Genomic DNA, 26,577 nt, shown 5'->3' on the forward strand with positions numbered 1-26,577 from the left:
GTACGGACTTTTTCAACAAAATGCAAGGGTTTTGCGAACATTTGTTCGCGTTGTTTTTGTCTCTATTTTATTGGACGAAAAAAGCGCTTATAGCGCTTATAATCCGTCTGCAAAAACCGAGCGGCTTTTCCAGAAATATTCAATTCCTGAATAGATTGTAAAGCAAACGGCAATATACAAGAGCACTTGCCCGATTGGGAAGCCAACAAGGGCGAATGGCCAATCCTTCAAGTAAAGGAAGAAAATAGCAAACATCTGGGAAAATGTTTTAATCTTGCCAGGCCAGGCAGCAGCCATGACCGTTCCGTTATTTTCAACAACTAGAGTCCGTAGACCAGTGACCGCTAGTTCCCGGATAACAATAACTGCAGTAATCCAGGCAGGAACTTGATGAAAAGCAGTCAGGTAAATCAAAGCAGTCATAACCAGAAGTTTATCAGCTAACGGATCAAAGAATTTACCGAAATTCGTAACCAAGTGCTTACGACGAGCAATTTGCCCATCTAAGAAATCAGTAATGCAAGCCACGGCAAAGACGATTGCTGCCAAGACCCATGAAAGGGTCTGGCCTATCTCAGCATTCAAAATTGTTGAACCCTTTGAGTAAATCAAAAGGAACATGAAAACTGGAATCAAGATGATTCGAAAGACCGTTAGTTTATTTGGTAGGTTCATTTTGTTCTCACTTATTCAAATTCAAGACAACGTTCCAGGTCGTTGGAGCTGGATTGGTTGGCAAGTTTGGCAAATCAATGTGTTGGTTGTTAATCGTTAAGTTCACGTGGCTCACTTGTGAAACTTGAATATTGACAATAGCCGTATTGGCTGGCACTTCAACACTTTTTTCATCAGTTTGATTCAACCAAGCGTTGTATAAGACCTTACCGGTTCCGTCAGTTACCTTAAACATCGAACCACCATTTTGACCTTTGGCTACAATAGTATGCGTATTAGCCAGTTGCCCACCTACAGTATAGGTGGTCGTCAACTGGGCGGTATTGGTGGTTGCAGTCCCGAGGTTAATGCCACTGTTCGCACTTGAGGAGGATACCATTGCTGACGATGATGACTGTGGTACCGATGACGATGCAACCTCAACTTGGTTACCACCGTTAGACGAATTGGAACCTGAACTGGCCCGTGTAACCACAAACCAAGCAACCAACAAAACGGCAACAACGATAATTGCAAGCCAAATTCTTGGAATAAAGCCACGGAAACGTGACTTAAAGGCCTCTGAATTATTAACCCCAGCTCGAACGACGCCATCTTCATCACGGTGTGCATGGGATAAATCACTAATTACCTGTGGATCAAATTCAACTTCATCAAAAAGATCATCCGGGTTTAAACCAACAGCTGCTGCAAATTGCTTAGCAAATGCCCGAGCATAAAATTGACCAGGTAAAACATCCTGGTCACCATCTTCAATTGCTTGTAAGAAGCGAGGTTGAATTTTGGTCATCTCGGCCAACTGGTCGATTGTATAACCTTTTTCCAATCGTGCTTCTCGTAACTGTTGACTAACTTCGCTTGCTAAATATTCAGCCATTTTTTCTCTTACTTTTCTAATACTAAGCGAGTCAAACGACCACCTTCAAAAAGCCGTTTGCCGCACTGGACAACATCATCTAAGCAAAAACGTTCTACTAAGTTCATTTTATCAAATAGCGATACCCCATACAAGGCCAAATCCTCGTCTAAACCAAGGCGGTCTGGACGATTTTGACTAGTCAAAGTTTGCCCAGCCAAAGCTTTTTTTAGCCGGGTAAAATCAGTCTGGCTTTCAGCTAAAATTGTGGGCGCTTCTGCTAGACGTTTCAGCAAATATTCTTGAACCTGGTCTTGATTTTCACCATCTGCAAAGAACGTTAAATATTGGTAGGGACCAAAATTACTGTACTCATAATCAAAATCATCACCGAAAATTCCCTTTTCATAAGCATCTTGAAACCACACTGTCTGATCACCAAATACCAAGTCCAAGGCGAGTTCACCTAATAAAATTTCTTTAACACGGTCAATTCCTGAAATATCCGCAGGACGACTTGGTAAGCGAAGACCATAGGCCCCCTTTGCCAGCGATAAGCCTTGCTTCTTTTCCAGTGCAAAGGCTGCCTGTTCTGCCAACTCTTCTTTTGGTACAGAGACAGTTTCTGCCTGACTATTGATGTGACCTTGTTGACCTTTAATAAAGGCCATTAATTCATTGGTATCAAAATCGCCAACAACGGTCAACACTAAGTTTTTTGGTTGGTAAAAGCCAGCATGTATTTGATAGAGCAAATCAGGAGTGATTGCTTGCAAACTGTCCTTTGTTCCTGCAATATCTTGACTTAACGCTGATTTTGGGTACAGTAGTCCGATAATTCCCTGGTACAACTGCCAAGCAGGATCATCCTGATAAAGTTTAATTTCTTCTTCAATAATCCCCCGCTCACGCACAACTTTTTCTTCCGTAAAATAAGGCTCTTGCACAAAATTCATTAGCCAAGCCAAATTTTCTAAGATGTGACTAGTGGCCGTAAAATAATATGTTGTTTGGTTTGGACCGGTAAAGGCATTGGCGTCAGCCCCCAACTCCGTAAAGCGAATTAAAGCATCACCATCTTTTTTATCAAAGATTTTATGTTCTAAAAAGTGTGCAGTACCGGCTGGAATTGTGATTTGCTGGTCATCGGCAAAGCGCATTGCCGTCGTTAACGAACCAAAACGAGCAGTTAAGGCGGCCAAAAATTGGTGATAACCAGACTTTTTAATCAGGTTAACCGTCAACCCCTCTGTCGTTTGAAAAACGATTGGCCGTTCTTCATAATCAATCATTTCCAAAAGATTCCCTCTTTCCCCCAGGCGCTTGAACAAAGCGACTTTGCAAGATTAAATTCTGAGCAAGATCCTGCACGTCAGCTACCGATACCTGGTCAATTTTGGTTAGAAAATCAGTCATGCCCGCTTCGGCCTGACGTAAGAAGCGACTAACTTGACGCTCCGCTAGGTAAGCCTGGGAATCTTGGTGGATTAAGTACTCATTTTTCAAGCTTTGCTTGGCATTGTCAAGCATTTCTGCTGTAATTTGGCCAGCGGTCAGTTTCTGCAGTTGAACCTGAATCAGGTCTTCAACCAGGTCAACTTGGTCAAAATCAAAACCAGCCACCACGGTCAAGACGGCCAAGTCCGGCTGAAAACGTGACAAAATATTATAAGCTAAACTATTTTTTTCGCGAACCTCAGTAAAAAGCAAACTAGCTGGACTAGCACCAAAGATGGTGTTCAATACCAAAGTGGCATAATAGCGTGAACCATTGTCTTGTAAAGACAGACCTTCCACCTGATAATTTTGCACCAAAACAGCCTGTTGCCAATCTGCTTTTTTCACAAGTTTTTTTTGACCAGCAACTAACAATTCAGGAATCTGCGCTGAATCATTTTGGTCAATAGAACCCTTTTCCTCACGACCGAAGTCTGTCCAAGGCCAAGCAGATAATTTTTCTGTCAATTGGTTAAATTCTAAGTCGCCGACAACCGAAATCACGACTTGATTTTCAGCTAAAAGTTCTCGCTGCTGCTGTTGAACATCCTCTAAAGTCAATTGGTCCAATTCCTCAAGCGACCCTAAGATTGATTCTTGCACAGCAGCATCCGCAAAGGTCAGTTCACGCGCCTGGTCCAAAGCAAAGGCCACCTTATCGTCTTGACGACTTAAAATAGCTTGCTTCAAATTCTGCCGTTCTTGGTCAAAAGTTGCCTGCGCCTGAGGACTTTGCCAGTCAAAATCAAAGAGCATGGCTTGCAAAAAATTTAAAACTTGATCTAAAAGCTGCTTTGAATTTGGTAACAATCCTGGCTTGATAAACTGAATCGAAACCGTTAGCAAATCCAAATCACCGAGTGTGGCCACCTTTGTCTGAAAGTTGGCACCAAAGGCATCAATCATCGCCAAAGATACCGCTCGCTGGTCTGGAAAACCTTTTGAAGAGACTGCCATCAAATAGGACAAGAGTGCCCGTTTAGTTGCAATGGTTTTCTTAGCCTTAGTCGCAAAGGTCACGTTGACATGAATTGTTTTAAATTGCCTTGTTGGCTGGTAAACCAGCTTGACGCCAGGCGCCACAATCGTCTTTTTTATCATATAACTATCTTACTCGGTTTTACCCAAAGAAAAAACGCCCGTAGGCGTTTTTAATACTTTCTCAATTAATTTTGCGCAAACCACTTATTTTCCAAAGCAGAAACAAAACCATTCTTGGTTAACTTCGTCAATTCCCGATTAACCGCTGCCTTGAGTTCAACATCGCCCTTACGGAATCCAACAACATCTTCTGTCTCTGGGAAGCCACCCTTTAAGATTTCATAATCTGCTGGGTTGGCTTGGTGATTAATGTAATAGCGGGCATAGTCCTCATCAACTAACAAGCCATCAATGCGGTTAGCATTTAAATCAGTAAAGGCCTTGTCAAAGGTATCATACTCAATTGGCTTTTGCCCCTTAATGTACTGCTTCAAGACCTTTGGCTGATCGTTCAATGACGACTCACCAGAAGACCCGGTTTGAACACCCAAGATTTTACCGGACATATCGGCGAACTTATTAATACCCTGACCCTTCTTAACAACAACAGAAAGAGCTACCTTGTGATAAACCTGTGAAAAAGCTACCTGCTTTGCCCGGGCAGGTGTCTTGGTATAACCGTTCCAAATAGCATCGATGTTTCCAGTGTTTAACTCGGTTTCCTTCATGGACCAGTCAATTGGTTGCCAATTAACCTTGATGCCCAAATCAGAAAAAACCTTATCGGCTAAGTCAATATCAAATCCTTCTAACTTGCCAGAAGAATCCCGGAAACCCATTGGAACAAAGGTATCATCCAAACCAATCGTAATCACTTTTTCCTGTTGAATCTTGGTCCAATTATCCTTGGTATTAGCATCATTATCTGTCTTTGGTTTAGAAAGAAAGGCAGCACAACCAGCCACTACGGCAAGAAAGACCACAATCACAGCTGTATTAACAATGACTTTCTTTTTCATCGTAATCATTAGCGTTGGACCTCCTTTTCAAAGTCAAAGACTGTATCCGCCACCTTATCAGCAAACGGCAGATCGTGAGTCACGACTAATTGGGTAACACCAGCCTTTTTCAAGGCCAGCAATACTTGGCTTACCTGTTCCGTGGTTTTTTCATCCAAACCAGAGGTTGGTTCATCGTAAGCAATAATTTGTGGATCCATCGCAAGTGCCCGAGCAATCCCTACCCGCTGCTTTTGACCACCAGACAGCTGGTAAGGATATAAGTCCGCTTGCTCAGTCAAACCCAAAGTTGAAAGCAACTCATTAGCCCTTTCATTTGCTTGCTGCTCGGACATCTTCTTAACCGTCATTGGTGCCAAAGTTAAATTCTTCTTAACCGTCAAATGTGGGAATAAATTAAAGTCCTGAAAAATCAGACCAATCTGGGCTGCTAAAGCGGGATCGCCAACTTGATAGGTCTGGCCATTCAAATCAATTTCACCAGCACTAGCATCCTCTAAACCGGTTAGGGTCTTAATAAAAGTTGTTTTACCGGAACCAGAGGGTCCCACTACTACCAGGATTTCACCATCATCCATCTTCAGTGATAAATCTTTAAAAATCACATTATCGCCATAGGCTTTTGTCAAATTTTTAATCGCAATCATGGTCTTACCTCCAAGCACTCAAACGCTTCTCACTACGGCGTAGGGCAACCGTAACGACTGCTACCATGGCCAAGTACATCAAGCCAACAATTAAGTATGGTACTAATGAAACGTCCCGGCTGGCTGCAATTGAACCAGCTCGCAAGATATCACCCAGTCCAATCACATAAATCAAAGAGGTATCCTTAACTAGGTTAACAACCTCATTTCCAAATGATGGCACAACAATTTTAATCACTTGTGGCAAGATAATCTTGAAAAAAGTTTGAACCTTATTCAAGCCCAAGACTTGAGCGGCATCGAATTGACCCTGTGGGATAGCTTGAAGGCCGCCACGAAAAATTTCTGCCAGGTAAGCTGCATAGTTAATAATAAAGGCAAAGGCCGCGGCATCAAACCGTGAGAAGGAAATGCCGACCATAGCCAAACCATAATAAATAAAAATCAGCTGCAATAAAAGAGGCGTTCCCCGCATCAGCCAAATATAGCCATTCACCAACCAACGCACGCTAAAGTATGGTGACCGCATTGCCAAGGAAACTAAAATTCCCAATGGAATTGACCCAACAATCGTAATAAAGAAGACCCCCAGGGTCATTTGTAAGCCAGTGGCAATGCTTGGTAGTATTTCAAAAAAATATTTCATCAGGATTTCCCCACTTTCACTATTAAACTATTAAAACGATGGGAAATAAAAAAGCCCCCTAAGTGCACAGCACTTAGAGGGCGAATAGACGCGGTCCCACCTCATCGTTGTTTCTCTATTACTAAAGAAACCTCGTGGTGTTAGTTTCCTAACAACCAGTGCGATAACGGTCACAACCGATGCTACCTACTTAAAGTTCAATAGCACACTCCTAGGTGTGGTTCACCAACAATTCTTGCTTACTCTCAATTGCCGTAAGCTTCCTGAAAAGAATCTGTTAGTTACTCGTCTAGTCAACGTTTTAATTGAAGTCATTATAACCCTGGCCCGGTAAAAAAAGCAAGTTTAAATTAATCTTTGATACAAAGACCAGGTCGGATAATAACCTAAAGCTGCTAGGACTAAGTTCAAAGTCGCCGTTGGCAAAACATCTTGAATGATAAATGCAAAGGGTGACAAATTGGCAATGTTAATCATCGACCCGGCAAAATAAGTTACCACAAGATAAGCCAATAGGCCAACTAATAGCAGGAGCATCCCAGACATTAAGCGTTCATCAAAATAAGGATGCAACTTATCCATCAAGATCGTGGCGGCTAAAAAGGCAACCGTATAAGTACCAATAATGCCCGTGTAATAAACATCAAAAAGTAAGCCAAACACGACTACATAGAAATAATAAGGCACAAAGGTTGTGGCCTCAAATTGAATGGCATAGAAAAACCAAATCAACGTGAGCGTTGGAATGATATGAAACGGTGGATGGAGTAGAAAAGTGCCAAACGAAGACATAATATTTCCATCAATGAAAAACAGAAGAAGTAAAATTAGCGGATACACAATCCGAAATCGAATAAATTGCCAACCTGCCATATTATGACCCTACCTTTGTTTTGGCCACTAAAACAGTACTCAAACTGCTCAAATCAGAGCTCGATTGAATATAAATCTTACGTGATAGACCGTAATCATCGGTCGTGACCTTTGCCACCTTACCGATCAGAATCCCAGACGGCATTGATCCACCTAATCCTGAAGTCACAACCTTATCACCAGGGTTAATCGTCTGACTCTCAGTGACTTGCCCCATAATGAGTAACTTCTGGTCCGCATCATAGTCAGTAATAATACCATTGACATCGCCTTGACTACCGTTAACAGTGATTGCAAAGCGATTTGTATCCTCGCTCGTATCAGAAATCAGCGTCACCTTCGAATTGACCGTATTCACTTCTGAAATACGACCGATCAAGCCAGAATCACCAAGGACAGGCATGCCCTTTTTCAATCCTGATTTGGCCCCCTTATTAATCACAAGCTGTGATTGCCAAGTAGTCGGCGAGCGAGCAATCGTCACGGCAGAAATTGTTTCATAATCCGTCAACGTTGCTTTCAAGCCAAGCTGCTTCTTCAACGACTTATTTTCCTCTTCCAAGGTTTGCATCTTAACCTGGTTTTGCGCGTACCCGTCTAACTTAGCCTTCAATTTTTGATTTTCGTCAAATGTTGACATCAAATTTGAAATTGAATTAGCCCGTGTCCCAATGGCATTGGTTGGCACGGCAATCAGGCGTGAAACACCACCAGTGATATCATTAACTGCGCGCTGAAAAAAAGGTGGCGTATTGGTTTTACTGGCCCACCAATTTGATCCGGTAATCAAGCCAACAATAACCATGACTGAAATCATTAAGATTACAGCCGTTTTGGATGAAAATAACTTACGCATGGAATAATCCTTTTCACACCAACTGCCTAGAAAAGAAAAGCGCAGCGCAAGCGCTACGCTTTTTGGCAGTTTACCTGACCTGTCTTATTAGTTTCGTTGCAAAACGTCCAAAGACTTCAATGACTCACCAACACCCTTGACAACAGCATCCAAAGGATCTTCCGCCACAATGACGGGAACCTTCGTCACTTCTTCAATCAAGGTTGACAAACCGCGTAACTGTGCTCCACCACCGGTTAAGACCATTCCATGGTCAATCACATCGGCAGAAATTTCAGGCTGTGTTGATTCCAAAGTTTCCCGAATTGAGTTAACTACTTCGTTAATTGGATCTTGGATTGCAGTGGCCACGTCATAAGCCGAAACTTCAATGGTTTTTGGCAATCCAGTCAACAAGTCGCGGCCACGAGCCGTTGTTGGTTCCATCATTTTGGCATCTTCCAAAGAAACAGTCCCAACTTCAATCTTCAAACGTTCTGCAGTTGCTTCACCAATTGCCAAATTGTTATTATTGCGGACAAATGATGAAATTGCTTCGTTGAGCTTGTCACCCGCAAAACGAGTTGAACGAGCCGCAACAATACCACCAAGTGAAATTGTTGCAACATCCGTGGTCCCACCACCAAGATCAACAACCATTGAACCTGTTGGTTCCATCACTGGTAAGCCAGCACCAATTGCAGCCGCAAATGGCTCTTCGATGACATAAGCGTCACGCGCACCAGCGACACGGGCAGCATCAATGACTGCACGACGTTCAACTGCCGTAATCCGAGCAGGTACTCCAAGTGTCACGTATGGCTTACCAACGCGACCTCCGAGTGCCTTCGTCAAGTAATAAGAAATCATGGCAACTGTCGTGTCATAATCAGCAATCACGCCATCGCGCATTGGACGAATAGCTGCGATACTTGCAGGCGTCCGGCCAAGCATGTCGAGGGCTTCAGAGCCGACGGCAATCACTTCTTGCGTTTCAGTGTTACGTGCAACAACTGAAGGTTCACGTAAAACGATTCCCTTTCCTTCGACGTATACATAAGTATTTGTCGTTCCTAAGTCAATACCAACGTTATGTTGTCCAAATGATAATGCCACGATTTTGCCTCTCAATTAAAGTCGACACCCGAAAAAAGCGAGCCCGGCCATTTTTAATATAGTTTACTTAAATATTATTGTAGCATATTTTAATCGCTACAACAGTCTATTTTGCCTGAATATACGTCACTTTTCCTGATCTTTGGGCGATTCCCTTCACTGTGTTTTGATAAGGAAAAGCAGACCAGGCTTTTTGAAACGCCGGAAAGGTTTCGGGATCAACATCAAAATGATCAATTTTTCCATCTTTTAAATCTATTAAAGCTTGTACAAAATCCATTAGTCACCCCTTTTTACTGCTTATATTCTTTCAAAAAATTAGCAACTTGCTGATCAGCAATTTCCCATGCGTTTTGACCATCAATCCATTGTAACCCCGGAATTTGATGACGCCAATAGGTTAATTGTCGTTTGGCATAGCGCCGAGAATTTTGTTGGATAGTTGCGACAGCTTCTAAAAGACTCTGCTGTCCCTCAAAAAAAGGATAAAGTTCAGCATAACCGATACCACGGCCGGCCTGCAGACTCAATCCACCACAGTCATAGAGCCCTTTGGCTTCTCTTTCAAGTCCTTGATCCATCATCAGCTGAACGCGCTGATTAATACGGTCATATAAGACCTCTCTTGGCCAATCTAAGGCCAAAATAAGGGGGGTATAGTCTGGGCGTTTGGGGCGCTTAACTTGACCGTGACACGCGATTTGGATTGCGCGAATGACCCGCTCTTTATTTTGTAGATCAACTCGAGCCAATAACTTTTCGTCAGCCACTTGCCTCAATTTAATTTGCAGTTCCTCTAAAGGCTTTTCCTGATCTGCTCGAACTTCTTCTTCATCAGATTGAGCAAAGTCCAATGACTGAAAACCTAGCAGTGCTTTGACATAAAAACCAGTTCCCCCAACCACAATTGGGACTCGTCCTGATTTAACCGTTTCTAAAATTGCCTGATCTGCTAATGATATGAAATCAGCCACTGAAAAATCAGCAGCTTGATCGACCACATCAAGCAAATAATGAGGAATCCCCCCACGTTCTTGAACCGGTGTTTTGGCTGTACCAATATTGAGTTCTTGGTATACCTGCAAAGAATCAGCCGAAATAATATTACCGTGATATTTTTTAGCTAGCCGGATTGCCAAATCTGATTTACCAGAAGCAGTCGGGCCTGCAATTACAATTACTGGGATTGCCATATTCCACCTCCATTTTACAAATAGGGATTTACAAAGTCTTTTATTTCAACGATAATATTAAGAAAAGATAGAAAGGAGATTGAGGATGAAAAAAGATTTTAAACTCGGATTGGCAACAGGCGTACTTGGTTCAGTCCTAGCCGTTCTTTCAGCTGGCTTTGGCTACAAAAAATTAGTCCAAGAACCACAGGAACAAGAACAAGAAAACTATGAAGAGGTTTCCCGTGCTGCAATTCGAAAATCAGTTGCCGCTCACCAATCTCGCTTCTAATAGTTACTAAAAAAGAATCGCTAAGCGATTCTTTTTTTTAGCTCTTTTTTTGCTCCGTCACTTGACGATAACCGCCAGCCATCAAGAAAATTTGACTTTTAGCCATCCCTTCTTTGCGGAGGTGACGGGCAACAGAGCTCGCCCCAGATAACGTATCACCGTACAAATAAACTGGCATATCCTGGCGCAAACCAGACTTTCCCTGTGAAAAAGTTAATGCTGGCATGTTTCGAGCTCCCCTTAAGTGATTACGCTTATAGGGTTCCTTATCACGAACATCAACCAATTGACCATGGTTTTCTGCTTGCTGTGCCATAAAATCTTCTGCCTTTAAAACAGTCCCCCGTTGCTTGGCCATGATTCGCGTACCAAAAGTACTAACCACGTAAAAAACAAACCAGATAACTAAAACCCAGGTGATAACAAGCAAGATATTCATGAAAATGCACTCCAATGCTAAATGATAATACTGCCATTATACCTGATAATAGAACAGGAAGAAAATCTATTTTAAAAAAAGGATTGACTGTTGATTACCAATCTAAAGTTAGTTCAATCAACGAGACAACAATAAGATATAAAAAAATGGAAAACCTTTTTAGATTTTCCATCCCATTATTTTATTCAACAGAAAACAGTTGGTTCAATGATTGTACAGCCTGATTTTCAAACAAAGCCTTGCCGTGCTCCGACAAAACAGCTTCATTCAGCTTCGTATAACGGCCAAATTCAACAATCGTTGCCGACAAAGTATTATATTCAGCAGCTGTCAACGACATCTTTGTTGAATCTAATACTAAGTAATAGTGACCTTTGTAAAAATAAGCACTATTATCACCAGTAAACTTTTCCAAACGATCTGAAAGCGACAAAAGCAAATCAAAATCGGCTAGTTCAACAACATCAACATGACCGTCAACACTCTTTTTAATAGCATCCTTTTCATCATCGTGGTCCATCAAAGCCATCTTTTGTTCAAAAGAAACATCGTCAATGGCTTCTTGATTAACAATTTCTGAAGCATCATCACTACGTTCACCAACAATGTTTGCCAATAAATCATTTAAAGCATCTTGATCATCAAGACGAGAAATAAATAGTTCTAACCCATTTTGATTAGGCAAGACTTGAAAAGAAACTTTATCATTATCAACAAAATCCTCTTCTGTATCGATTTCAGACAGAATATTATAAAAGAAAGATTCAATTTTATTCCGATCGCTAAGCAAATCGCGAACGGAAGTTCCACGGTCTTGAAGGTCCTCATTTTCAATCATGACCCGAATAGTGTTATCGTTAATTCGTTCCATTTCCATAAGTATTCACCTCAACTTTGATTAACTTCAATGCCAAACCAAAGCATCCTGTTACTATTTACTATATTTTAAACTGTATATAAATAAAAAACAACAGAGGAACTGATATTTACCAATTCCCCTGTTGTATTTATATGTACGGCATCGCGTCGTCCTATCCTCGCAGCCAGCGTTCCGGCAACTACTTTCGGCGCTATAGAGCTTAACTTCTGTGTTCGAGATGGGTACAGGTGGTTCCTCTATGCCATCAACACGACACCTTTGAGCTTTTACACTCAAAACTAAATAATCCTTACTCTTCTTTTCCTAAATTTACCTTTACTCATTGACTCTTTGGTTAAGTCCTCGACCGATTAGTACTAGTCCGCTCAACGCATCACTGCGCTTCCACTTCTAGCCTATCTACCTCATCATCTCTGAGGGGTCTTACTCTATTGTTTAGATGGGAAATCTCATCTCGAGGCGAGTTTCACACTTAGATGCTTTCAGCGTTTATCTCATCCATACGTAGCTACCCAGCAATGCCTTTGGCAAAACAACTGGTACACCAGCGGTATGTCCATCCCGGTCCTCTCGTACTAAGGACAGCTCCTCTCAAATTTCCAACGCCCGCGACGGATAGGGACCGAACTGTCTCACGACGTTCTGAACCCAGCTCGCGTACCGCTTTAATGGGCGAACAGCCCAACCCTTGGGACCGACTACAGCCCCAGGATGCGATGAGCCGACATCGAGGTGCCAAACCTCCCCGTCGATGTGGACTCTTGGGGGAGATGAGCCTGTTATCCCCAGGGTAGCTTTTATCCGTTGAGCGATGGCCCTTCCATGCGGAACCACCGGATCACTAAGTCCTACTTTCGTACCTGCTCGAGTTGTCTCTCTCGCAGTCAAGCTTGCTTATGCCTTTACACGCTACGAATGATTTCCAACCATTCTGAGCAAACCTTTGAGCGCCTCCGTTACCTTTTAGGAGGCGACCGCCCCAGTCAAACTGCCCACCAGACACTGTCCAGGACCACGATCAGTGGCCGCTGTTAGAATGTTCATACAACGAGGGTAGTATCCCACTTGTTGGCTCCAGCTAGACTAGCGTCCAACCTTCAGTGCCTCCTACCTATTCTGTACAAGCAGCACAAACATTCAATATCAAGCTACAGTAAAGCTCCATGGGGTCTTTCCGTCCTGTCGCGGGTAACCCGCATCTTCACGGGTATTTAAATTTCACCGAGTCCCTCGTTGAGACAGTGCCCAGATCGTTACGCCTTTCGTGCGGGTCGGAACTTACCCGACAAGGAATTTCGCTACCTTAGGACCGTTATAGTTACGGCCGCCGTTTACTGGGGCTTCAATTCGTACCTTCGCCGAAGCTAAGCACTCCTTTTAACCTTCCAGCACCGGGCAGGCGTCAGCCCCTATACTTCATCTTACGATTTTGCAGAAACCTGTGTTTTTGATAAACAGTCGCCTGGGCCTTTTCACTGCGGCTGGACCGGAGTCCAGCACCCCTTCTCCCGAAGTTACGGGGTCATTTTGCCGAGTTCCTTAACGAGGGTTCTCTCGCTCACCTTAGTGTTCTCCACTCGACTACCTGTGTCGGTTTGCGGTACGGGCAGTGTATTGCTCCCTAGAAGCTTTTCTTGGCAGTGTGACGTCACAGACTTCGTTACTTTATTTCACTCCGCATCACAGCTTGTCCTAACAAAGAAAAGCATTTCACTCTTCTTTAGACTTACTGCTTGCACACACATCCAGTCGTGTGATCTGTTAGCCTCCTGCGTCCCTCCATCGGTCAAACGCTTTACACTGGTACAGGAATCTCAACCTGTTAGCCATCGACTACGCCTCTGGCCTCGCCTTAGGTCCCGACTTACCCTGGGTGGACGAGCCTTCCCCAGGAATCCTTAGTCATTCGGTGGACAGGATTCTCACCTGTCTTTCGCTACTCATACCGGCATTCTCACTTGTAAGCGCTCCAGCCGTCCTCACGGTCGACCTTCTTCGCCCTTACAACGCTCTCCTATCGCGTGTTTCACACGCCTGCAGTTTCGGTAATATGTTTAGCCCCGGTACATTTTCCGCGCAATGGCACTCGACTAGTGAGCTATTACGCACTCTTTAAATGGTGGCTGCTTCTAAGCCAACATCCTAGTTGTCTATGCACTATCACATCGTTTTCCACTTAACATATATTTAGGGACCTTAACTGGCAGTCTGGGCTGTTCCCCTTTCGACGGTGGATCTTATCACTCATCGTCTGACTCCCATGTATACATAGCTGGCATTCGGAGTTTATCAAACTTTGGTAACCCGAGATGGGCCCCTAGGCTTAACAGTGCTCTACCTCCAGTATGCTCTTCATGAGGCTAGCCCTAAAGCTATTTCGGAGAGAACCAGCTATCTCCAAGTTCGTTTGGAATTTCACCGCTACCCACAGTTCATCCGAGCATTTTTTAACATGCACCGGTTCGGACCTCCAGTAAGTTTTACCTCACCTTCATCCTGACCATGGGTAGGTCACCTGGTTTCGGGTCTACAGCATCGTACTATTCGCGCTTTTCACACTCGCTTTCGCTACGGCTCCGGTTTTTTCACCTTAACCTCGCACGATACCGTAACTCGCCGGTTCATTCTACAAAAGGCACGCCATTACCCATTAACGGGCTCTGACTTCTTGTAGGCGTCGTGGTTTCAGGAACTATTTCACTCCCCTTCCGGGGTGCTTTTCACCTTTCCCTCACGGTACTGGTTCACTATCGGTCACTAGGGAGTATTTAGCCTTACGGGATGGTCCCCGCAGATTCCGACCGGATTTCACGTGTCCGGCCGTACTCAGGATCCTGTCTAGAGGACAAAAGCTTTCGGTTACGGGGTTATCACCCTCTTTGACAACGCTTCCCAACGTTTTCACCTAACTTCTATCTTGGTAACTCAACGACAGTCCTACAACCCCAGCATGCAAGCACACTGGTTTGGGCTCTTCCCGTTTCGCTCGCCGCTACTCAGGGAATCGATTTTTCTTTCTGCTCCTGCTGCTAATGAGATGTTTCAGTTCACAGCGTATTCCTTCAACTATCCTATGTATTCAGATAGTGATAGCACTTCTATGTGCTGGGTTTCCCCATTCGGAAATCTCTGGGTCATAGCGTACTTACCGCTCACCAAAGCTTATCGTAGTTAGTCACGTCCTTCATCGGCTCCTAGTGCCAAGGCATCCACCACGCGCCCTTATTCACTTAACCACAACTTTTCAGTTGGATCAGTTTTATGAGTTGGTCTTCTTTCAGACCTGCGATTAAACCGTTCTTTTTTAAAGAACTTGTGTTGTTTCTCGGTTCATTTAGATGATTCACCTCTGAATCATTTTAAAAGAATTTCTTGATTATTCAGTTTTCAATGTACTAGCTTTTGGCCAAAAGGCTTTCTTCTGGCCAATGGAGAATAGCGGGATCGAACCGCTGACCCCCTGCTTGCAAAGCAGGTGCTCTCCCAGCTGAGCTAATCCCCCATGCGCTGGTTGTGCTTCACGCACTCAAAACTAAACAAAACTTTGCACAAATCAAATTGACTCTGACGTCCCTGTAACGCTCCGATTATCCTTAGAAAGGAGGTGATCCAGCCGCAGGTTCTCCTACGGCTACCTTGTTACGACTTCACCCCAGTCATCTGTCCTGCCTTAGACGGCTCCTCCCTAAAAGGTTAGGCCACCGGCTTTGGGCATTACAAACTCCCATGGTGTGACGGGCGGTGTGTACAAGACCCGGGAACGTATTCACCGCGGCATGCTGATCCGCGATTACTAGCGATTCCGACTTCATGTAGTCGAGTTGCAGACTACAATCCGAACTGAGACGTACTTTAAGAGATTCGCTTACCCTCGCGAGTTCGCTGCTCGTTGTATACGCCATTGTAGCACGTGTGTAGCCCAGGTCATAAGGGGCATGATGACCTGACGTCGTCCCCGCCTTCCTCCGGTTTGTCACCGGCAGTCTGTCTAGAGTGCCCAACTGAATGCTGGCAACTAAACATAAGGGTTGCGCTCGTTGCGGGACTTAACCCAACATCTCACGACACGAGCTGACGACGGCCATGCACCACCTGTCACTTTGTTTCCGAAGAAAACAGCACTATCTCTAGTACCTTCAAAGGATGTCAAGACCTGGTAAGGTTCTTCGCGTTGCTTCGAATTAAACCACATGCTCCACCGCTTGTGCGGGTCCCCGTCAATTCCTTTGAGTTTCAACCTTGCGGTCGTACTCCCCAGGCGGAACACTTAATGCGTTAGCTTCGGCACTAAAGGGCGGAAACCCTCTAACACCTAGTGTTCATCGTTTACGGTGTGGACTACCAGGGTATCTAATCCTGTTTGCTACCCACACTTTCGAGCCTCAACGTCAGTTGCAGTCCAGTAAGCCGCCTTCGCCACTGGTGTTCTTCCATATATCTACGCATTCCACCGCTACACATGGAGTTCCACTTACCTCTACTGCACTCAAGTTCGACAGTTTCCAAAGCACTTCCACAGTTGAGCTGTGGGCTTTCACTTCAGACTTATCGAACCGTCTGCGCTCGCTTTACGCCCAATAAATCCGGATAACGCTCGGGACATACGTATTACCGCGGCTGCTGGCACGTATTTAGCCGTCCCTTTCTGGTATGGTACCGTCATGTAAAGATCATTTCCTACCCTTACCGTTCTTCCCATACAACAGTGCTTTACGACCCGAAAGCCTTCATCACACACGCGGCGTTGCTCCATCAGGCTTGCGCCCATTGTGGAAGATTCCCTACTGCAGCCTCCCGTAGGAGTTTGGGCCGTGTCTCAGTCCCAATGTGGCCGGTCAGTCTCTCAACTCGGCTATGCATCATTGTCTTGGTAGGCCTTTACCCCACCAACTAACTAATGCACCGCGAATCCATCAAAAAGTGGTCCAAACGGACCTTTTAACGTTTTGTCATGCGACAGCACGTTTTATACGGTATTAGCATCTGTTTCCAAATGTTATCCCCTGCTTTTCGGTAGGTTATTCACGTGTTACTCACCCGTTCGCCACTCGCTTGAAGAGTGCAAGCACTCTTCGCTGCGCGTTCGACTTGCATGTATTAGGCACGCCGCCAGCGTTCATCCTGAGCCAGGATCAAACTCTCATGTTAAAAGTTTGAAGATTGCTCTTCGATTAAACTGACTAGTTGCTATCTCTCGATAACGCCTATCCGTTTATTGTTTGTTACGAATTGACTTCGCAAATTTGTTTGTGACTACTTACCAAGTAGCCACCGTTACAGATTTGTTTGTTCAAAGTTTTGTTCAGTTTTCAATGTGCGATGCCTTGTTGGGCAACTCATTTATCTTACCTTAGCTGTGACCTAAAGTCAACAACTAATTTAGAAAGTTATTTGAGTTGCTTTGTTAGGGCAACTTGATTAGTTTATCAGGAATGTTGAAGCTTGTCAACAACTTTCTGATGAACTTTTATCAACTGCCGGTCATCTCTGACAACCAGCGCCTCGCTCGAAGCAGCTTTGCTTCGTAACGAACAATAACTAGTATAGCGCCTACCTGACTACTCGTCAATAGTTTTCTCGATGTTTTTAAAGCGATTCTAAAAGGGCGAAAGATGAATTCTTTCGCCCTTTTATTAACGGATAAAATCCGAACGTTATTTTTATTAATCAGCGAATTGTCAATTAAAATCAATTAGCATCAAAAGACGTGAATGTCGATGGCTGGATTGTCGTCAATAATTCACGGATTTCATCCGCACTCTTAAAGACCAGCTCCTTCGGTAACTGTTGCTGTAATGCCTGATAGTTAATCACATGAAAAGAATATAATGACTCGGCATGGCCTTCCTCTTCAACTGCAGTAGCCAGCTCACCCAAGCGCCAATCGTCAAAATTAGTTACACCGACCTTTTGAAAAGCGGACAAAATTGTTCCCAAAGAAGTTTTCTCCTCATGATGGTGAACCTTAACTGCCCAAAAATAATCACCAGTATCTTTTTGATGCACTAAAAAATAGGGAATATCGTGGTCATATGCAATAACCGTTGCTGCTACCATTGTCATCTAGTACTCCTCAGCTAATTCTTTTCTTTGCTTCCTCAATCCAACCTGGCAAGGCTAAAGCAATTGGTTCAAAACCGTAGTCCAAATGATAGTTCGTCCAGAAATGTCGTTTCACACTATTGTTCTTGATAATTGGCGTGTCTTTAAGTGGCATGATGCCAACTTGACGAAGGGAAAGCGAAATTTTACCAGTATACTGATCAATATCCAATACAATCACCTGTACCTGGTCACCGACTTTCAATTCCCCGTTCAAATCCTTGACAATCCCTGATTTGAACTCCGAAATATGAACCAAACCTTGAGTTTGCTCATCTAATTTGATAAAGCCACCATAGGGCTGAATACCAGTAACAGTTCCTGTCACTAGCTGTCCAATTTTATAAGGCATCTTTTTTCTCCTACTGTCTTCATTATAGCAAAAAGCGCCCAACACTTTTAGTGAAGGACGACTTTTTCAATGATAATATCATCGATTGGGCGGTCAGCATAGTCAGCTTTTGCCTTAGCAATCTTATCGACAACATCCATCCCAGCCACAACTTGACCAAAGACAGTATGCTTGCCATCCAACCATGGGGTTCCCCCATTTTCTTGGTAGGCAGTTTGAATTTCATCAGGTAATCCCTTGAGGGCTGCCTCCATTTGCTTAGGAAAATGACTCGCCTGAACAATGAAGAACTGTGATCCGTTTGTCTTTGGTCCAGCATTAGCCATTGATAAAGCGCCACGGAGGTTAAACAAGTCATCTGAGAATTCATCCTCAAAGGGCTTACCCCAAATACTTTCACCACCACGACCAGAACCATCAGGGTCTCCCCCCTGAATCATAAAATCAGGAATCACTCGATGAAAGATAACGCCATCGTAATAACCTTCCTTGGCATGGGTCAAAAAGTTTTCAACCGCCTTGGGTGCTTGTTCTGCAAAAAAAATCAGGTCAATATTACCATAGTTGGTTTGCAGAGTGGCTTGTGCCTCTTGCGCCGCCAAATCTAACTGCGGAAAATCAGCCATCTTATTCCCCTTCGTCCTGAACAACGGGGTTAATCACAACATCACCCGCCTCAACTTCTTCTAAAGCTTGTCCGACTGATTTATTGGAATCAAACTTAACCTTCGTTGCTGGCATCCCGGCATCCAATTCACGGGCGCGCTTTGAAGCCAAGGCAATCAACTTATACCGTGAATCAACTCGTTCTAACAGCTTATCTACTGATGGATACAATAACATGTGCTACTCCTTTAGTCCGCAATTTGGTCAAATACCCGGTTAACCTTCAAACGTTCAGCAGTAATAATTGCCTTAATTCGGTCAACGGCTAACTCGACGATATCATTCTCGACGGCGTAATTATAATTAATCATCTTTTTCAATTCGTCCTTAGCAGCTTCAACGCGTTGGTCGATGACTTCAGGCGAATCAGTCCCCCGCCCCTCTAAACGAGTGCGGAGATTTTTAATATCAGGTGGAGTCAGAAAAATATAAACCCCTTCTGGCATTTTCGTCTTCACTTGTAAAGCCCCTTGAACGTCGATTTCCAAGAAAACATCCTTACCAGAAGCTAAAGTTTCATCAATGAAAGAACGTGGCGTTCCATAGTAATTACCGACGTATTCGGCATATTCCAACATGTCGCCTGCCTGAATCTTTTCTTCAAATTCATCACGGGAAACAAAGAAGTAATCCTGGCCGTCCACTTCACCAACTCGTGGCTTACGAGTTGTTGCTGAAATGGAATAACGGAAATCCACACCGTCATCTTCAAAGATTGCCTTACGAACTGTTCCTTTTCCGACACCAGATGGGCCTGAAAGGACGATTAACAAACCACGTTGTGTCATGCTCTTCCTCTTTAACATCAAAATCTACTTTAATGTTTGTATTTTACCAGAATTTTTCCCATTATTCAACGATAGCCTCAAGTGGTCATTCATTTTCCAGCCTAATTCTGACCTTCCTGTAGCCAATTTAGAAAGCCTGTTCGCCTAACGATAATAAAGGAAAAAACAGCTTTAAATCAACCCCAAACTAGTTCTTAACAAAAATTTAACCAGGAAAAGCACTTGCAAAACCAAACGTTTGTTCGTATACTAAAGTCAACAGTGAAAGAGGAGGCGGTCTCATGCAAGTCAATCTTGATAACCGTACTTATTACAATCAAATCATTAAGCAAGGCAAGCATGTTTTTGCCCGCTTACGCGAACACTTTGCTGTCGTTCCATTGAAACAGCAACAAAATAGTCAAGAACTCATTACGCGCTTAGAGTTGGCCATTAATTTACAAGAACCCGTTGACGTTCAGATGAACTATGGCTTTGACCAAGAACAAATTCAGGACTTTCATGGCGTCCTATCTCAGACACCAGCCGGTGCTTTGTTAATTCAGGATCAAAAGACGAAGCAAATTCATCAATTGATGCCAGACCTTTTGCGCCATATCTCGTTTTCATAATTCTGCTAAAAATGCCTGTTGGTTTTCATTGAAGACCAACAGGCATTTTTTGTCTATTTTTCTATAACTAGCTCTTCAACGTCAGCAACCGTTAGCTGGCCAAGAAGCTTGTTCAAGGCAGCGACATCCAAGTAATGATCAACGCCGGCCAAGCCAGCTTCCATCTTCTTAAAGTTCGTCACAGCCTTCTTGCTAGCCAAGAACTGCAGGTAGCGAGTGATTTCGCCTCCTAAGCCATCCAATGAGTCGAAAACAGGTTGCCAATACTCAAAGAGATTCTCTTTGATAAAGGTAGCAATCAAGCTGGCCGTCCATTGGTGATGGTCAGCCTGGAACCTTTCAGCCAAGCCCTGATGCAGGGACTGTAAAAGAGCCATTTCCTGGTCCGAGACGACCCCAGCAGTTGATGTCTTTTGGAAGGTTGCCACCATCCGCTTTCCAAAAGCGATTTCTTCTTGGACTTGGTCTGCCGTTAAAGCAGGTGTTAAAGGTTTTGCATCAGCATTTTTTAACTCAGGTAAGGTAACCATTAAGCCACGAAAGACCTCCTGAATCGTTTCCAAGTCAAAGTCATCGGCATCCCCATTTTGCTTTAAGAATTTAAATTGCAGGTCGTCAATTGCTGATGATTCGTTCATCAGCTTGGCAACATCCTGACCCTGGAAGCGGAAGTAATTAACTGCCATTACCGTTCGCATAATCATTTTCCAAAAGTTTGGATCAAACTTAGTCGTTTGCACACCATAGCGTGGTGAAACCTGCCCTTCCTTGGCCAAAAAGGCTTGGATATCATACAAAACTGGCGTCAACAAAACAAAGTAGCGCCAATCTCGATCAGTTGACTGGACCAATGCGGCTTGCATCGCTTCGTTTAAGTTGACAATCACCCGTTCATCACTAGTAAAGGCAGAGAAATTCTGCTGCACCATGGTGGCAATCAAGTCATCCAAGAAGAATGAAGCCGCTTCAAAGACTGCTGGCTGGTAGGCGTTATTCTTGGTCAAAAAGAACCGTGCTCGCAAGAAACCGGCAAATTCATTGTAATCAAATGGTGCTAACTTCTTATTTTCACGAAACTTGTGCTTTGTATTTTGATGTTTAAATGCTTTAATTTGTGCTGACTTCCCTTGTTTCACAATCGGCCTCCTACCTTAAATCGATAAATCGAGTTGATAACGTCCATGACCAAACTCACGTAGTTTAAATTGGAAGATCTGTTCCTTACGCTCCAAGTTTGGCGTTTGCACCTTAGCCTGCAAGTCACCCTCAAGCTCCGCAACTTCAATGGCCTGGTTAATAGCAGACATAACTGGTGCAAAACTCTTTGGGTCCGCGGAGGCGTAAAAGAGCTCTGCATTCCCATAAGTATTTGAACGACGAACTAGGTTGACGGACACTTTAAAGCGGTTGGCCTCAAAGACCAAGTGGTTATAGTTAAAATCATGTGCGTATAAAAATAGTGCGGATAAAAATTCTCCGGCTGGGTACTTATCAGACATATTGTCTTCCCTTCTCGTTCTTTTTGGTAATTGGTACCTGGTTAAGTAATACATTCCTAGCATCAGGAATAAGCACGCCTGTTATCAACCAAGACCACATTTATTGGCCTGCAGCAAAGCTGATTTTTAACCTGGTCAAAATCAGGTCTTAGCGTAAGGTCACAATTGTAGCACCATCTCCGCCGGCATTGGCGGAGGCAAAATGGAAGTCCTTAACCCGGCGGTCGGACCGGAGAAAATCAGTGACTCCCTTCCGCAATGCCCCGGTCCCCTTCCCATGAATAATCTCCACTGAGGAAAGATTGGCCAAAACCACCGTATCCAGATAGCGGTCCAAATCAGTAATAGCCGCCTCATAGCGCACGCCACGGAGGTCAAGCTTCGCCTGAACACGGCCCGTTGCTGAGCCACTGTGAGCCGTCTTGGCAACCTTTTGTCGGTGCTGCTTTTGCTTTTCTTTTTGAGCTTTGGCAGTTGCTTCAGTCTTCGTGAGGTCATCCTCATCAACTAACATCTTTAAGATGCCTAATTGGACTTCCCACTGACCATTCTTATGCTTTTTCACCAAGGTTCCCTGCTGGTTATAAGATTGAACCACCACATCATCCCCGGGAGCAAGCACCTTAGCTTTTTTAGCCTTCTGGAGAATTTTATTTTTCTCCAAATGGTCACTTTGATGCAAGGAAGAAATTGCCTGTTTTTGCTTTTGCAGATCCTGCTCGGACAAACCAGCTTTTTGGCCACCGGCCAAGCGCTCTTTACGAATAGCCTTAATTAACTGGTCAGCCTCTTTTTTGGTTTTCGCAACCAGGTGGTTGGCTTCCTTTTTGGCATCCAGCATGACCTTGGCCTGATTTTGCTCCAACTTTAATGTCTTTTCTTCTAGGAGCGATTGTTCACTTTGAACTTGAGCAGTCTTTTTTGCCAAATCAGCTCGCTCACCCTTGGCCAATTGGCGCTGATCAACCAAGTCCTGAATCATCTTATTCAGATTTTGGTCCTCTGGATTAACCAATGACTGGGCATCTGCTAACAACTCATCGTCAAAGCCTAAGCGCTTGGCAATCGCTAAGGCATTCGATTGGCCTGGTACACCAATTAAGAGCTGGTAAGTTGGCTTGAGCGTCTCGACGTCAAAGACCATTGAGGCGTTTTCCGTTTCTGGGCGGTCATAACCGTAAAGCTTCAATTCTGGATAGTGGGTCGTGGCGATGGTTTTGGCCTGCAAAGACCGGGTTCGATCCAAAATAGCCATGGCCAAGGCGGCCCCTTCTTGAGGGTCTGTTCCGGCTCCCAATTCATCAAAGATGACCAACGAGCGGTCATTTGTTTGCTGCAAGATTTGCTTGATGTTCGCCATATGTGAAGAGAACGTGGATAAGTTCTGCTCAATTGACTGTTCATCCCCAATATCAGCAAAAATCTGCTCAAAGACCGCCACTGTTGATGGCCGACTAGTCGTAATAAAGAGTCCCGACTGAGCCAACAGTTGCAAGAGTCCCAACGTTTTGATGGTAATTGTTTTTCCACCGGTGTTAGGCCCGGTAATAATCAATGTCTGGTAGTCAATGCCAAGACTGATATCGTTTTTAACAGCCTTGTTTTCCCCAATCAGCGGATGCCAAGCCTGGTTTAAGGCAACCGATTGGTCAGTTGACAACGCTGGTGCCTGCGCATTTTGGCTTTTAGCTAACCGTGCCTTAGCATTGGCAAAATCCAACTGGCCCAAAATCAATGCATTGGTTACCAGATCTTCACTATGCAAGGCCAATTCAGCTGAAAGTTCAGCTAAAATCCGGTTTTCCTCAGCTCGAGCCAAAACATTTAATTCTGACCACTCGTTGGCTAATTCAACAACCACTTGCGGTTCAATGTAATAAGTTTGCCCACTTTGACTTTGGTCATGAACAACACCCGGAATTTGGTGCCGGTATTCGGCCTTCACCGGCAAAACATAGCGGTCGGACCGCTTTGTGACAATCGGTTCCGAGAGATACTGGGCTGATTTTCCCCGGGTATACCCTTGTAATTTTTGTCGGATAGCATTCTCATGCCCCGTCATTCGTCGTCTCAGACTTGAAAGCAAAGAGGAGGCAGTATCCAATACTTGGCCGGTCTCATCGATGGCCTGGTCGACCTGAGCCGTTAACTCCGGCAAAAGTACCAAGTTAGCTGCTTTAGCAGCCAGGTGGTCAACTGAACCAGCTAAATCATCATCCTGAATACCTTCAAAGAAATGAACAATCGCGGCAGTGGCGGTTAGCACCTGGGCCAAACTAACAATCTCTGCCCCATTCAAGCTTGCCTGGATTTCCAAGCGACGAACCTGATCTTTAATATCCACTAAGGCTGGCAACAACATGCCACCTTTCAATCGATCAATCAAGACAGCCTCATTGGTTTCTTGCAACCAGGCAGACACTTGGTCAAAATCAGAAGATGGTTGCAAGTGGTCAACTAAGACCCGGCCTTGTTCTGTCTGAATAAAGGGGTATAACTGGTCTTTTACCTTTTCATATTCTAATGTCTGTAAGACTTTTTCATTCATACTGTTTGTTCCTTATTATTTAAAGCCACCATTGATAAATCTGATTCGAAAGAATCGGCATAGTGTTCAAAAACTGATTTAAAATCGGACTTTGGCTAAACTGCATTTGCAGCCAAGCATTGGGGACAACCGACAAGACTTGCAAAACCACAAAGCTTAAAACCACTCCGATTCCCAAATACAAGATACCACCCAACAAACCATCAAGTGCCCCTAAAATTGGCAACCGGCGGATAAAGCGAATTGGGCGTAATAGATAATGGCTAACAAAGGAGCCCAGGATCATCACGACCATAAAGGCCAGACCCGATGATAAGAACTGAGTTCCTTGGTGAGAAATTTCTTCTGGCACGCCCGGACGAGAGAACTGTCCCGAAACCCAGTTGGAAAAAAGATCAGCGAGTGGCTTAGAGTAAACCGTGGCCATGTAAAAAACTAAAGCAAACACAGCTAAACGAGCCAAAACATGGACCAAACCTTCCCGATAACCGGACAGGGCCATGAGAAAAATTACAACAACAAAAATCAATGAAAGAATCATTTCCAAGCTCCTATTTTGGCGCAATTCTATCTGGCTCTCCCCTGACCAAATGCGCACAATTCACATACTTAATAAGGTCAATTATACCATTAAAACTGCTATAATTAAGTGGTTACTACCCCATTTACCAAGAAGAAAGCGGGCTTCAATGCAAAGCGTACTATCCTTGTCAAAGGCAACCATTAAAAAATGTCAGGACTACTATGCTGGTCACCTGAAAGCAACCGCACCGACTGGCGCGCTCTTTCAGGCCCAAACAAATGAAACAACCATCACAGCTTACCATTCCGGTAAAGTCCTCTTCCAGGGTGCAAATGCTAGTCAAGAAGCTAGCCGATGGGCCAATCAGCAATTAGACCTCAATAAAAAGGGGGAAAAAAGAGTCAAGGTGAGACCTCAACACGATCAACCTGGCCAAAATCTTCCTGCTGGTTTTCAAAATTGGAGTGTCATTGGTTCTGATGAAGTTGGCGCCGGAGCCTACTTTGGCCCACTAACAACAGCAGCTGTCTATGTTCCCAAAGATCAAAATGCTTGGGTCAAAAGTCTCGGTATCGCTGATTCTAAGACGCTTACCGACGAAAAGATTAAGAACCTCGCGCCAAAAATTATCGACCGCCTTCCCCATCACGTCGTCAACCTGATGCCGGATAAGTACAACCAATTACAGCAAAGTAAACAAAACGTGGTGGCAATGAAGGCTCTTTCGCACAACTTTGTCTTGGCAACTGTCTTAAAAAAAATCAGTCCTGCAAAACCGGATGGCTTCTTAATCGACCAATTTGTAGCCCCCAACTCTTATTTTCACTATTTGAAAAAGAACCAGCAAAAGCCAATCGTAGCAGATCAAGTCTACTTCAGCACCAAGGGTGAGCGCTACCATCTTGCAGTAGCGGCAGCTTCAATTCTAGCCCGCTACGTCGAACTGATTTCGATGGCCGAGCTGAGCCAAGAAGCCGGTATTCACCTACCAATCGGTGCTGGTAAGGAAGCAGACCGCGTCGCTAGTCAACTCATCAAAGAAGGAAAAGATTTGAGTCACTTTGCCAAGGTTCATTTCGCCAACACCCAAAAGGCTCAAAAATTAGCCCAAGAGTAAATGCTGCTCATTGCTGGTCAAGGGCTCAAGGGCACTTAGGATTGAAAAATAAAACAATCACCCATGACCACTCTATCCCAGCCAACATTTTACTGAAAAGAAAACCACTAAGCAGAATTACTTGCCTAGTGGTTTTTTTACTTGTCATCGTTTAAGGACAAGTCGTGTTCACTAATTTCAATATCGTTGCGGTCCTGATCTTCTTGATCAACAACTTGATTTGCCAGTTCTACTTTCTTAGCAGCCAAACTTTCCTTAGCTTTCGAAACATAGGGCGCCAAATTATCTTGAACGCGACTAGCAGCCTGCTTGGCCTGGTCGGCCTTAGCCTGAACCTTTTGCTTAAGTTCATCCTTTTGGTCTTCATGCAACAACTTGTAGGCAGCGGTAACACCAAGGCCAAACAAGAAACCGGCAAAAATACCATTCGTTGCTTTTGACAT

At 44.1% G+C, this 26,577-nt stretch carries 27 protein-coding genes, 1 tRNA gene, 3 rRNA genes and 1 other annotated feature; of the genes, 3 read left to right on the forward strand and 28 right to left on the reverse strand.

The window, feature by feature from the left end:
• Positions 1–96: 96 nt before the first annotated feature.
• The 12 genes from pgsA to miaA form a co-directional block, all read right to left on the reverse strand.
• Positions 97–675, reverse strand: coding sequence for a CDP-diacylglycerol--glycerol-3-phosphate 3-phosphatidyltransferase (pgsA, locus tag ACSYSR_RS01375; protein WP_489816336.1), 579 nt, complete (start codon positions 673–675; stop codon positions 97–99).
• Between the two features lie 7 nt (positions 676–682).
• Entirely contained in the window at positions 683–1,552 is an 870-nt protein-coding gene (locus ACSYSR_RS01380; RefSeq protein ID WP_252774222.1) for a helix-turn-helix domain-containing protein, read from the reverse strand.
• Positions 1,553–1,560: 8 nt separating this feature from the next.
• On the reverse strand, positions 1,561–2,823 hold the full coding sequence (yfmH, locus tag ACSYSR_RS01385) for an EF-P 5-aminopentanol modification-associated protein YfmH (RefSeq protein ID WP_489816335.1): 1,263 nt from the start codon (positions 2,821–2,823) through the stop codon (positions 1,561–1,563).
• Positions 2,816–4,129 (reverse strand): EF-P 5-aminopentanol modification-associated protein YfmF, encoded by a 1,314-nt coding sequence (yfmF, locus tag ACSYSR_RS01390; RefSeq protein WP_489816334.1) that lies wholly within the window; start codon positions 4,127–4,129, stop codon positions 2,816–2,818. The genes yfmH and yfmF overlap by 8 nt, the downstream gene beginning before the upstream one ends.
• A gap of 65 nt (positions 4,130–4,194) precedes the next feature.
• Complete coding sequence (locus ACSYSR_RS01395; protein ID WP_489816333.1) at positions 4,195–5,037, reverse strand: amino acid ABC transporter substrate-binding protein; 843 nt, start codon at positions 5,035–5,037, stop codon at positions 4,195–4,197.
• Entirely contained in the window at positions 5,037–5,675 is a 639-nt protein-coding gene (locus ACSYSR_RS01400; protein ID WP_252774226.1) for an amino acid ABC transporter ATP-binding protein, read from the reverse strand. The genes ACSYSR_RS01395 and ACSYSR_RS01400 overlap by 1 nt, the downstream gene beginning before the upstream one ends.
• 4 nt (positions 5,676–5,679) lie before the next feature.
• Positions 5,680–6,321 carry an amino acid ABC transporter permease gene (locus ACSYSR_RS01405; protein ID WP_252774227.1) on the reverse strand — a complete coding sequence of 214 codons (642 nt, stop codon included), beginning with the start codon at positions 6,319–6,321 and terminating at the stop codon, positions 5,680–5,682.
• 73 nt (positions 6,322–6,394) lie between these two features.
• Positions 6,395–6,627: a binding site (T-box leader), on the reverse strand.
• Between the two features lie 39 nt (positions 6,628–6,666).
• A complete protein-coding gene (gene mreD, locus ACSYSR_RS01410; protein WP_252774228.1) occupies positions 6,667–7,194 on the reverse strand; it encodes a rod shape-determining protein MreD in 528 nt (175 codons plus the stop codon).
• Between the two features lies 1 nt (position 7,195).
• Positions 7,196–8,050, reverse strand: a complete 855-nt coding sequence (gene mreC / locus ACSYSR_RS01415; RefSeq protein ID WP_252774229.1) for a rod shape-determining protein MreC — start codon at positions 8,048–8,050, stop codon at positions 7,196–7,198.
• A gap of 87 nt (positions 8,051–8,137) precedes the next feature.
• Complete coding sequence (locus tag ACSYSR_RS01420; protein ID WP_489816332.1) at positions 8,138–9,145, reverse strand: rod shape-determining protein; 1,008 nt, start codon at positions 9,143–9,145, stop codon at positions 8,138–8,140.
• Positions 9,146–9,251: 106 nt separating this feature from the next.
• On the reverse strand, positions 9,252–9,425 hold the full coding sequence (gene ykzS, locus ACSYSR_RS01425) for a protein YkzS (RefSeq protein ID WP_489816331.1): 174 nt from the start codon (positions 9,423–9,425) through the stop codon (positions 9,252–9,254).
• A 13-nt stretch (positions 9,426–9,438) separates the two neighbouring features.
• Positions 9,439–10,338, reverse strand: coding sequence for a tRNA (adenosine(37)-N6)-dimethylallyltransferase MiaA (miaA, locus tag ACSYSR_RS01430; protein ID WP_489816330.1), 900 nt, complete (start codon positions 10,336–10,338; stop codon positions 9,439–9,441).
• Positions 10,339–10,423: 85 nt separating this feature from the next.
• Here miaA and ACSYSR_RS01435 point away from each other — a divergent pair, with 85 nt between their 5' ends.
• On the forward strand, positions 10,424–10,609 hold the full coding sequence (locus ACSYSR_RS01435) for a DUF3042 family protein (protein ID WP_252774233.1): 186 nt from the start codon (positions 10,424–10,426) through the stop codon (positions 10,607–10,609).
• 37 nt (positions 10,610–10,646) lie between these two features.
• Here the strand turns inward: ACSYSR_RS01435 and ACSYSR_RS01440 are convergent, their stop codons facing one another.
• The 11 genes from ACSYSR_RS01440 to gmk all read right to left on the reverse strand — a co-directional run bounded on the left by ACSYSR_RS01440 (position 10,647) and on the right by gmk (position 19,836).
• Positions 10,647–11,048: a rhodanese-like domain-containing protein gene (locus ACSYSR_RS01440; protein ID WP_252774234.1), complete on the reverse strand. Its 402-nt coding sequence runs from the start codon at positions 11,046–11,048 to the stop codon at positions 10,647–10,649.
• A gap of 181 nt (positions 11,049–11,229) precedes the next feature.
• Positions 11,230–11,925 (reverse strand): adaptor protein MecA, encoded by a 696-nt coding sequence (locus tag ACSYSR_RS01445; RefSeq protein WP_489816329.1) that lies wholly within the window; start codon positions 11,923–11,925, stop codon positions 11,230–11,232.
• 141 nt (positions 11,926–12,066) lie between these two features.
• Positions 12,067–12,183: ribosomal RNA gene (rrf, locus tag ACSYSR_RS01450) — 5S ribosomal RNA — on the reverse strand.
• A 75-nt stretch (positions 12,184–12,258) separates the two neighbouring features.
• Positions 12,259–15,164, reverse strand: a 23S ribosomal RNA gene (locus tag ACSYSR_RS01455).
• A 193-nt stretch (positions 15,165–15,357) separates the two neighbouring features.
• Positions 15,358–15,430: transfer RNA gene (locus tag ACSYSR_RS01460), tRNA-Ala, on the reverse strand.
• A 95-nt stretch (positions 15,431–15,525) separates the two neighbouring features.
• A 16S ribosomal RNA gene (locus tag ACSYSR_RS01465) occupies positions 15,526–17,076 on the reverse strand.
• The 16S, 23S and 5S rRNA genes sit together here with 1 tRNA gene alongside, the layout of an rRNA operon.
• Positions 17,077–17,616: 540 nt before the next feature.
• On the reverse strand, positions 17,617–17,991 hold the full coding sequence (locus tag ACSYSR_RS01470) for a hypothetical protein (RefSeq protein WP_489816328.1): 375 nt from the start codon (positions 17,989–17,991) through the stop codon (positions 17,617–17,619).
• A gap of 10 nt (positions 17,992–18,001) precedes the next feature.
• The gene (locus ACSYSR_RS01475) at positions 18,002–18,382 is read right to left on the reverse strand and encodes a CvfD/Ygs/GSP13 family RNA-binding post-transcriptional regulator (protein WP_047974325.1); all 381 of its coding nucleotides are present in this window, start codon (positions 18,380–18,382) and stop codon (positions 18,002–18,004) included.
• Positions 18,383–18,429: 47 nt separating this feature from the next.
• Positions 18,430–19,008: a peptidylprolyl isomerase gene (locus tag ACSYSR_RS01480; RefSeq protein WP_489816327.1), complete on the reverse strand. Its 579-nt coding sequence runs from the start codon at positions 19,006–19,008 to the stop codon at positions 18,430–18,432.
• Between the two features lies 1 nt (position 19,009).
• The gene (gene rpoZ, locus ACSYSR_RS01485; protein WP_252774238.1) at positions 19,010–19,225 is read right to left on the reverse strand and encodes a DNA-directed RNA polymerase subunit omega; all 216 of its coding nucleotides are present in this window, start codon (positions 19,223–19,225) and stop codon (positions 19,010–19,012) included.
• A gap of 11 nt (positions 19,226–19,236) precedes the next feature.
• Positions 19,237–19,836, reverse strand: coding sequence for a guanylate kinase (gene gmk, locus ACSYSR_RS01490; RefSeq protein ID WP_252774239.1), 600 nt, complete (start codon positions 19,834–19,836; stop codon positions 19,237–19,239).
• Positions 19,837–20,117: 281 nt separating this feature from the next.
• Between gmk and ACSYSR_RS01495 the strand changes: the two genes are divergently transcribed.
• On the forward strand, positions 20,118–20,447 hold the full coding sequence (locus tag ACSYSR_RS01495; protein ID WP_252774240.1) for a hypothetical protein: 330 nt from the start codon (positions 20,118–20,120) through the stop codon (positions 20,445–20,447).
• Between the two features lie 53 nt (positions 20,448–20,500).
• Here the strand turns inward: ACSYSR_RS01495 and ACSYSR_RS01500 are convergent, their stop codons facing one another.
• From ACSYSR_RS01500 to ACSYSR_RS01515, 4 genes are all read right to left on the reverse strand, one after another.
• A complete protein-coding gene (locus tag ACSYSR_RS01500; RefSeq protein WP_489816326.1) occupies positions 20,501–21,583 on the reverse strand; it encodes a metaphase chromosome protein 1 in 1,083 nt (360 codons plus the stop codon).
• Positions 21,584–21,598: 15 nt separating this feature from the next.
• Positions 21,599–21,946: a hypothetical protein gene (locus ACSYSR_RS01505; protein WP_252774242.1), complete on the reverse strand. Its 348-nt coding sequence runs from the start codon at positions 21,944–21,946 to the stop codon at positions 21,599–21,601.
• A 148-nt stretch (positions 21,947–22,094) separates the two neighbouring features.
• Positions 22,095–24,494 carry an endonuclease MutS2 gene (locus ACSYSR_RS01510; RefSeq protein ID WP_489816325.1) on the reverse strand — a complete coding sequence of 800 codons (2,400 nt, stop codon included), beginning with the start codon at positions 24,492–24,494 and terminating at the stop codon, positions 22,095–22,097.
• 19 nt (positions 24,495–24,513) lie between these two features.
• Entirely contained in the window at positions 24,514–25,035 is a 522-nt protein-coding gene (locus ACSYSR_RS01515; RefSeq protein ID WP_252774244.1) for a CvpA family protein, read from the reverse strand.
• 148 nt (positions 25,036–25,183) lie between these two features.
• On the opposite strand from ACSYSR_RS01515, the gene rnhC reads away from it, so the two are divergent.
• On the forward strand, positions 25,184–26,134 hold the full coding sequence (rnhC, locus tag ACSYSR_RS01520; protein ID WP_252774245.1) for a ribonuclease HIII: 951 nt from the start codon (positions 25,184–25,186) through the stop codon (positions 26,132–26,134).
• A 137-nt stretch (positions 26,135–26,271) separates the two neighbouring features.
• Here rnhC and ACSYSR_RS01525 read toward each other — a convergent pair whose 3' ends face one another.
• Entirely contained in the window at positions 26,272–26,577 is a 306-nt protein-coding gene (locus ACSYSR_RS01525) for a hypothetical protein (protein WP_252774246.1), read from the reverse strand.

Source organism: Fructobacillus sp. ESL1096, from assembly GCF_058511985.1.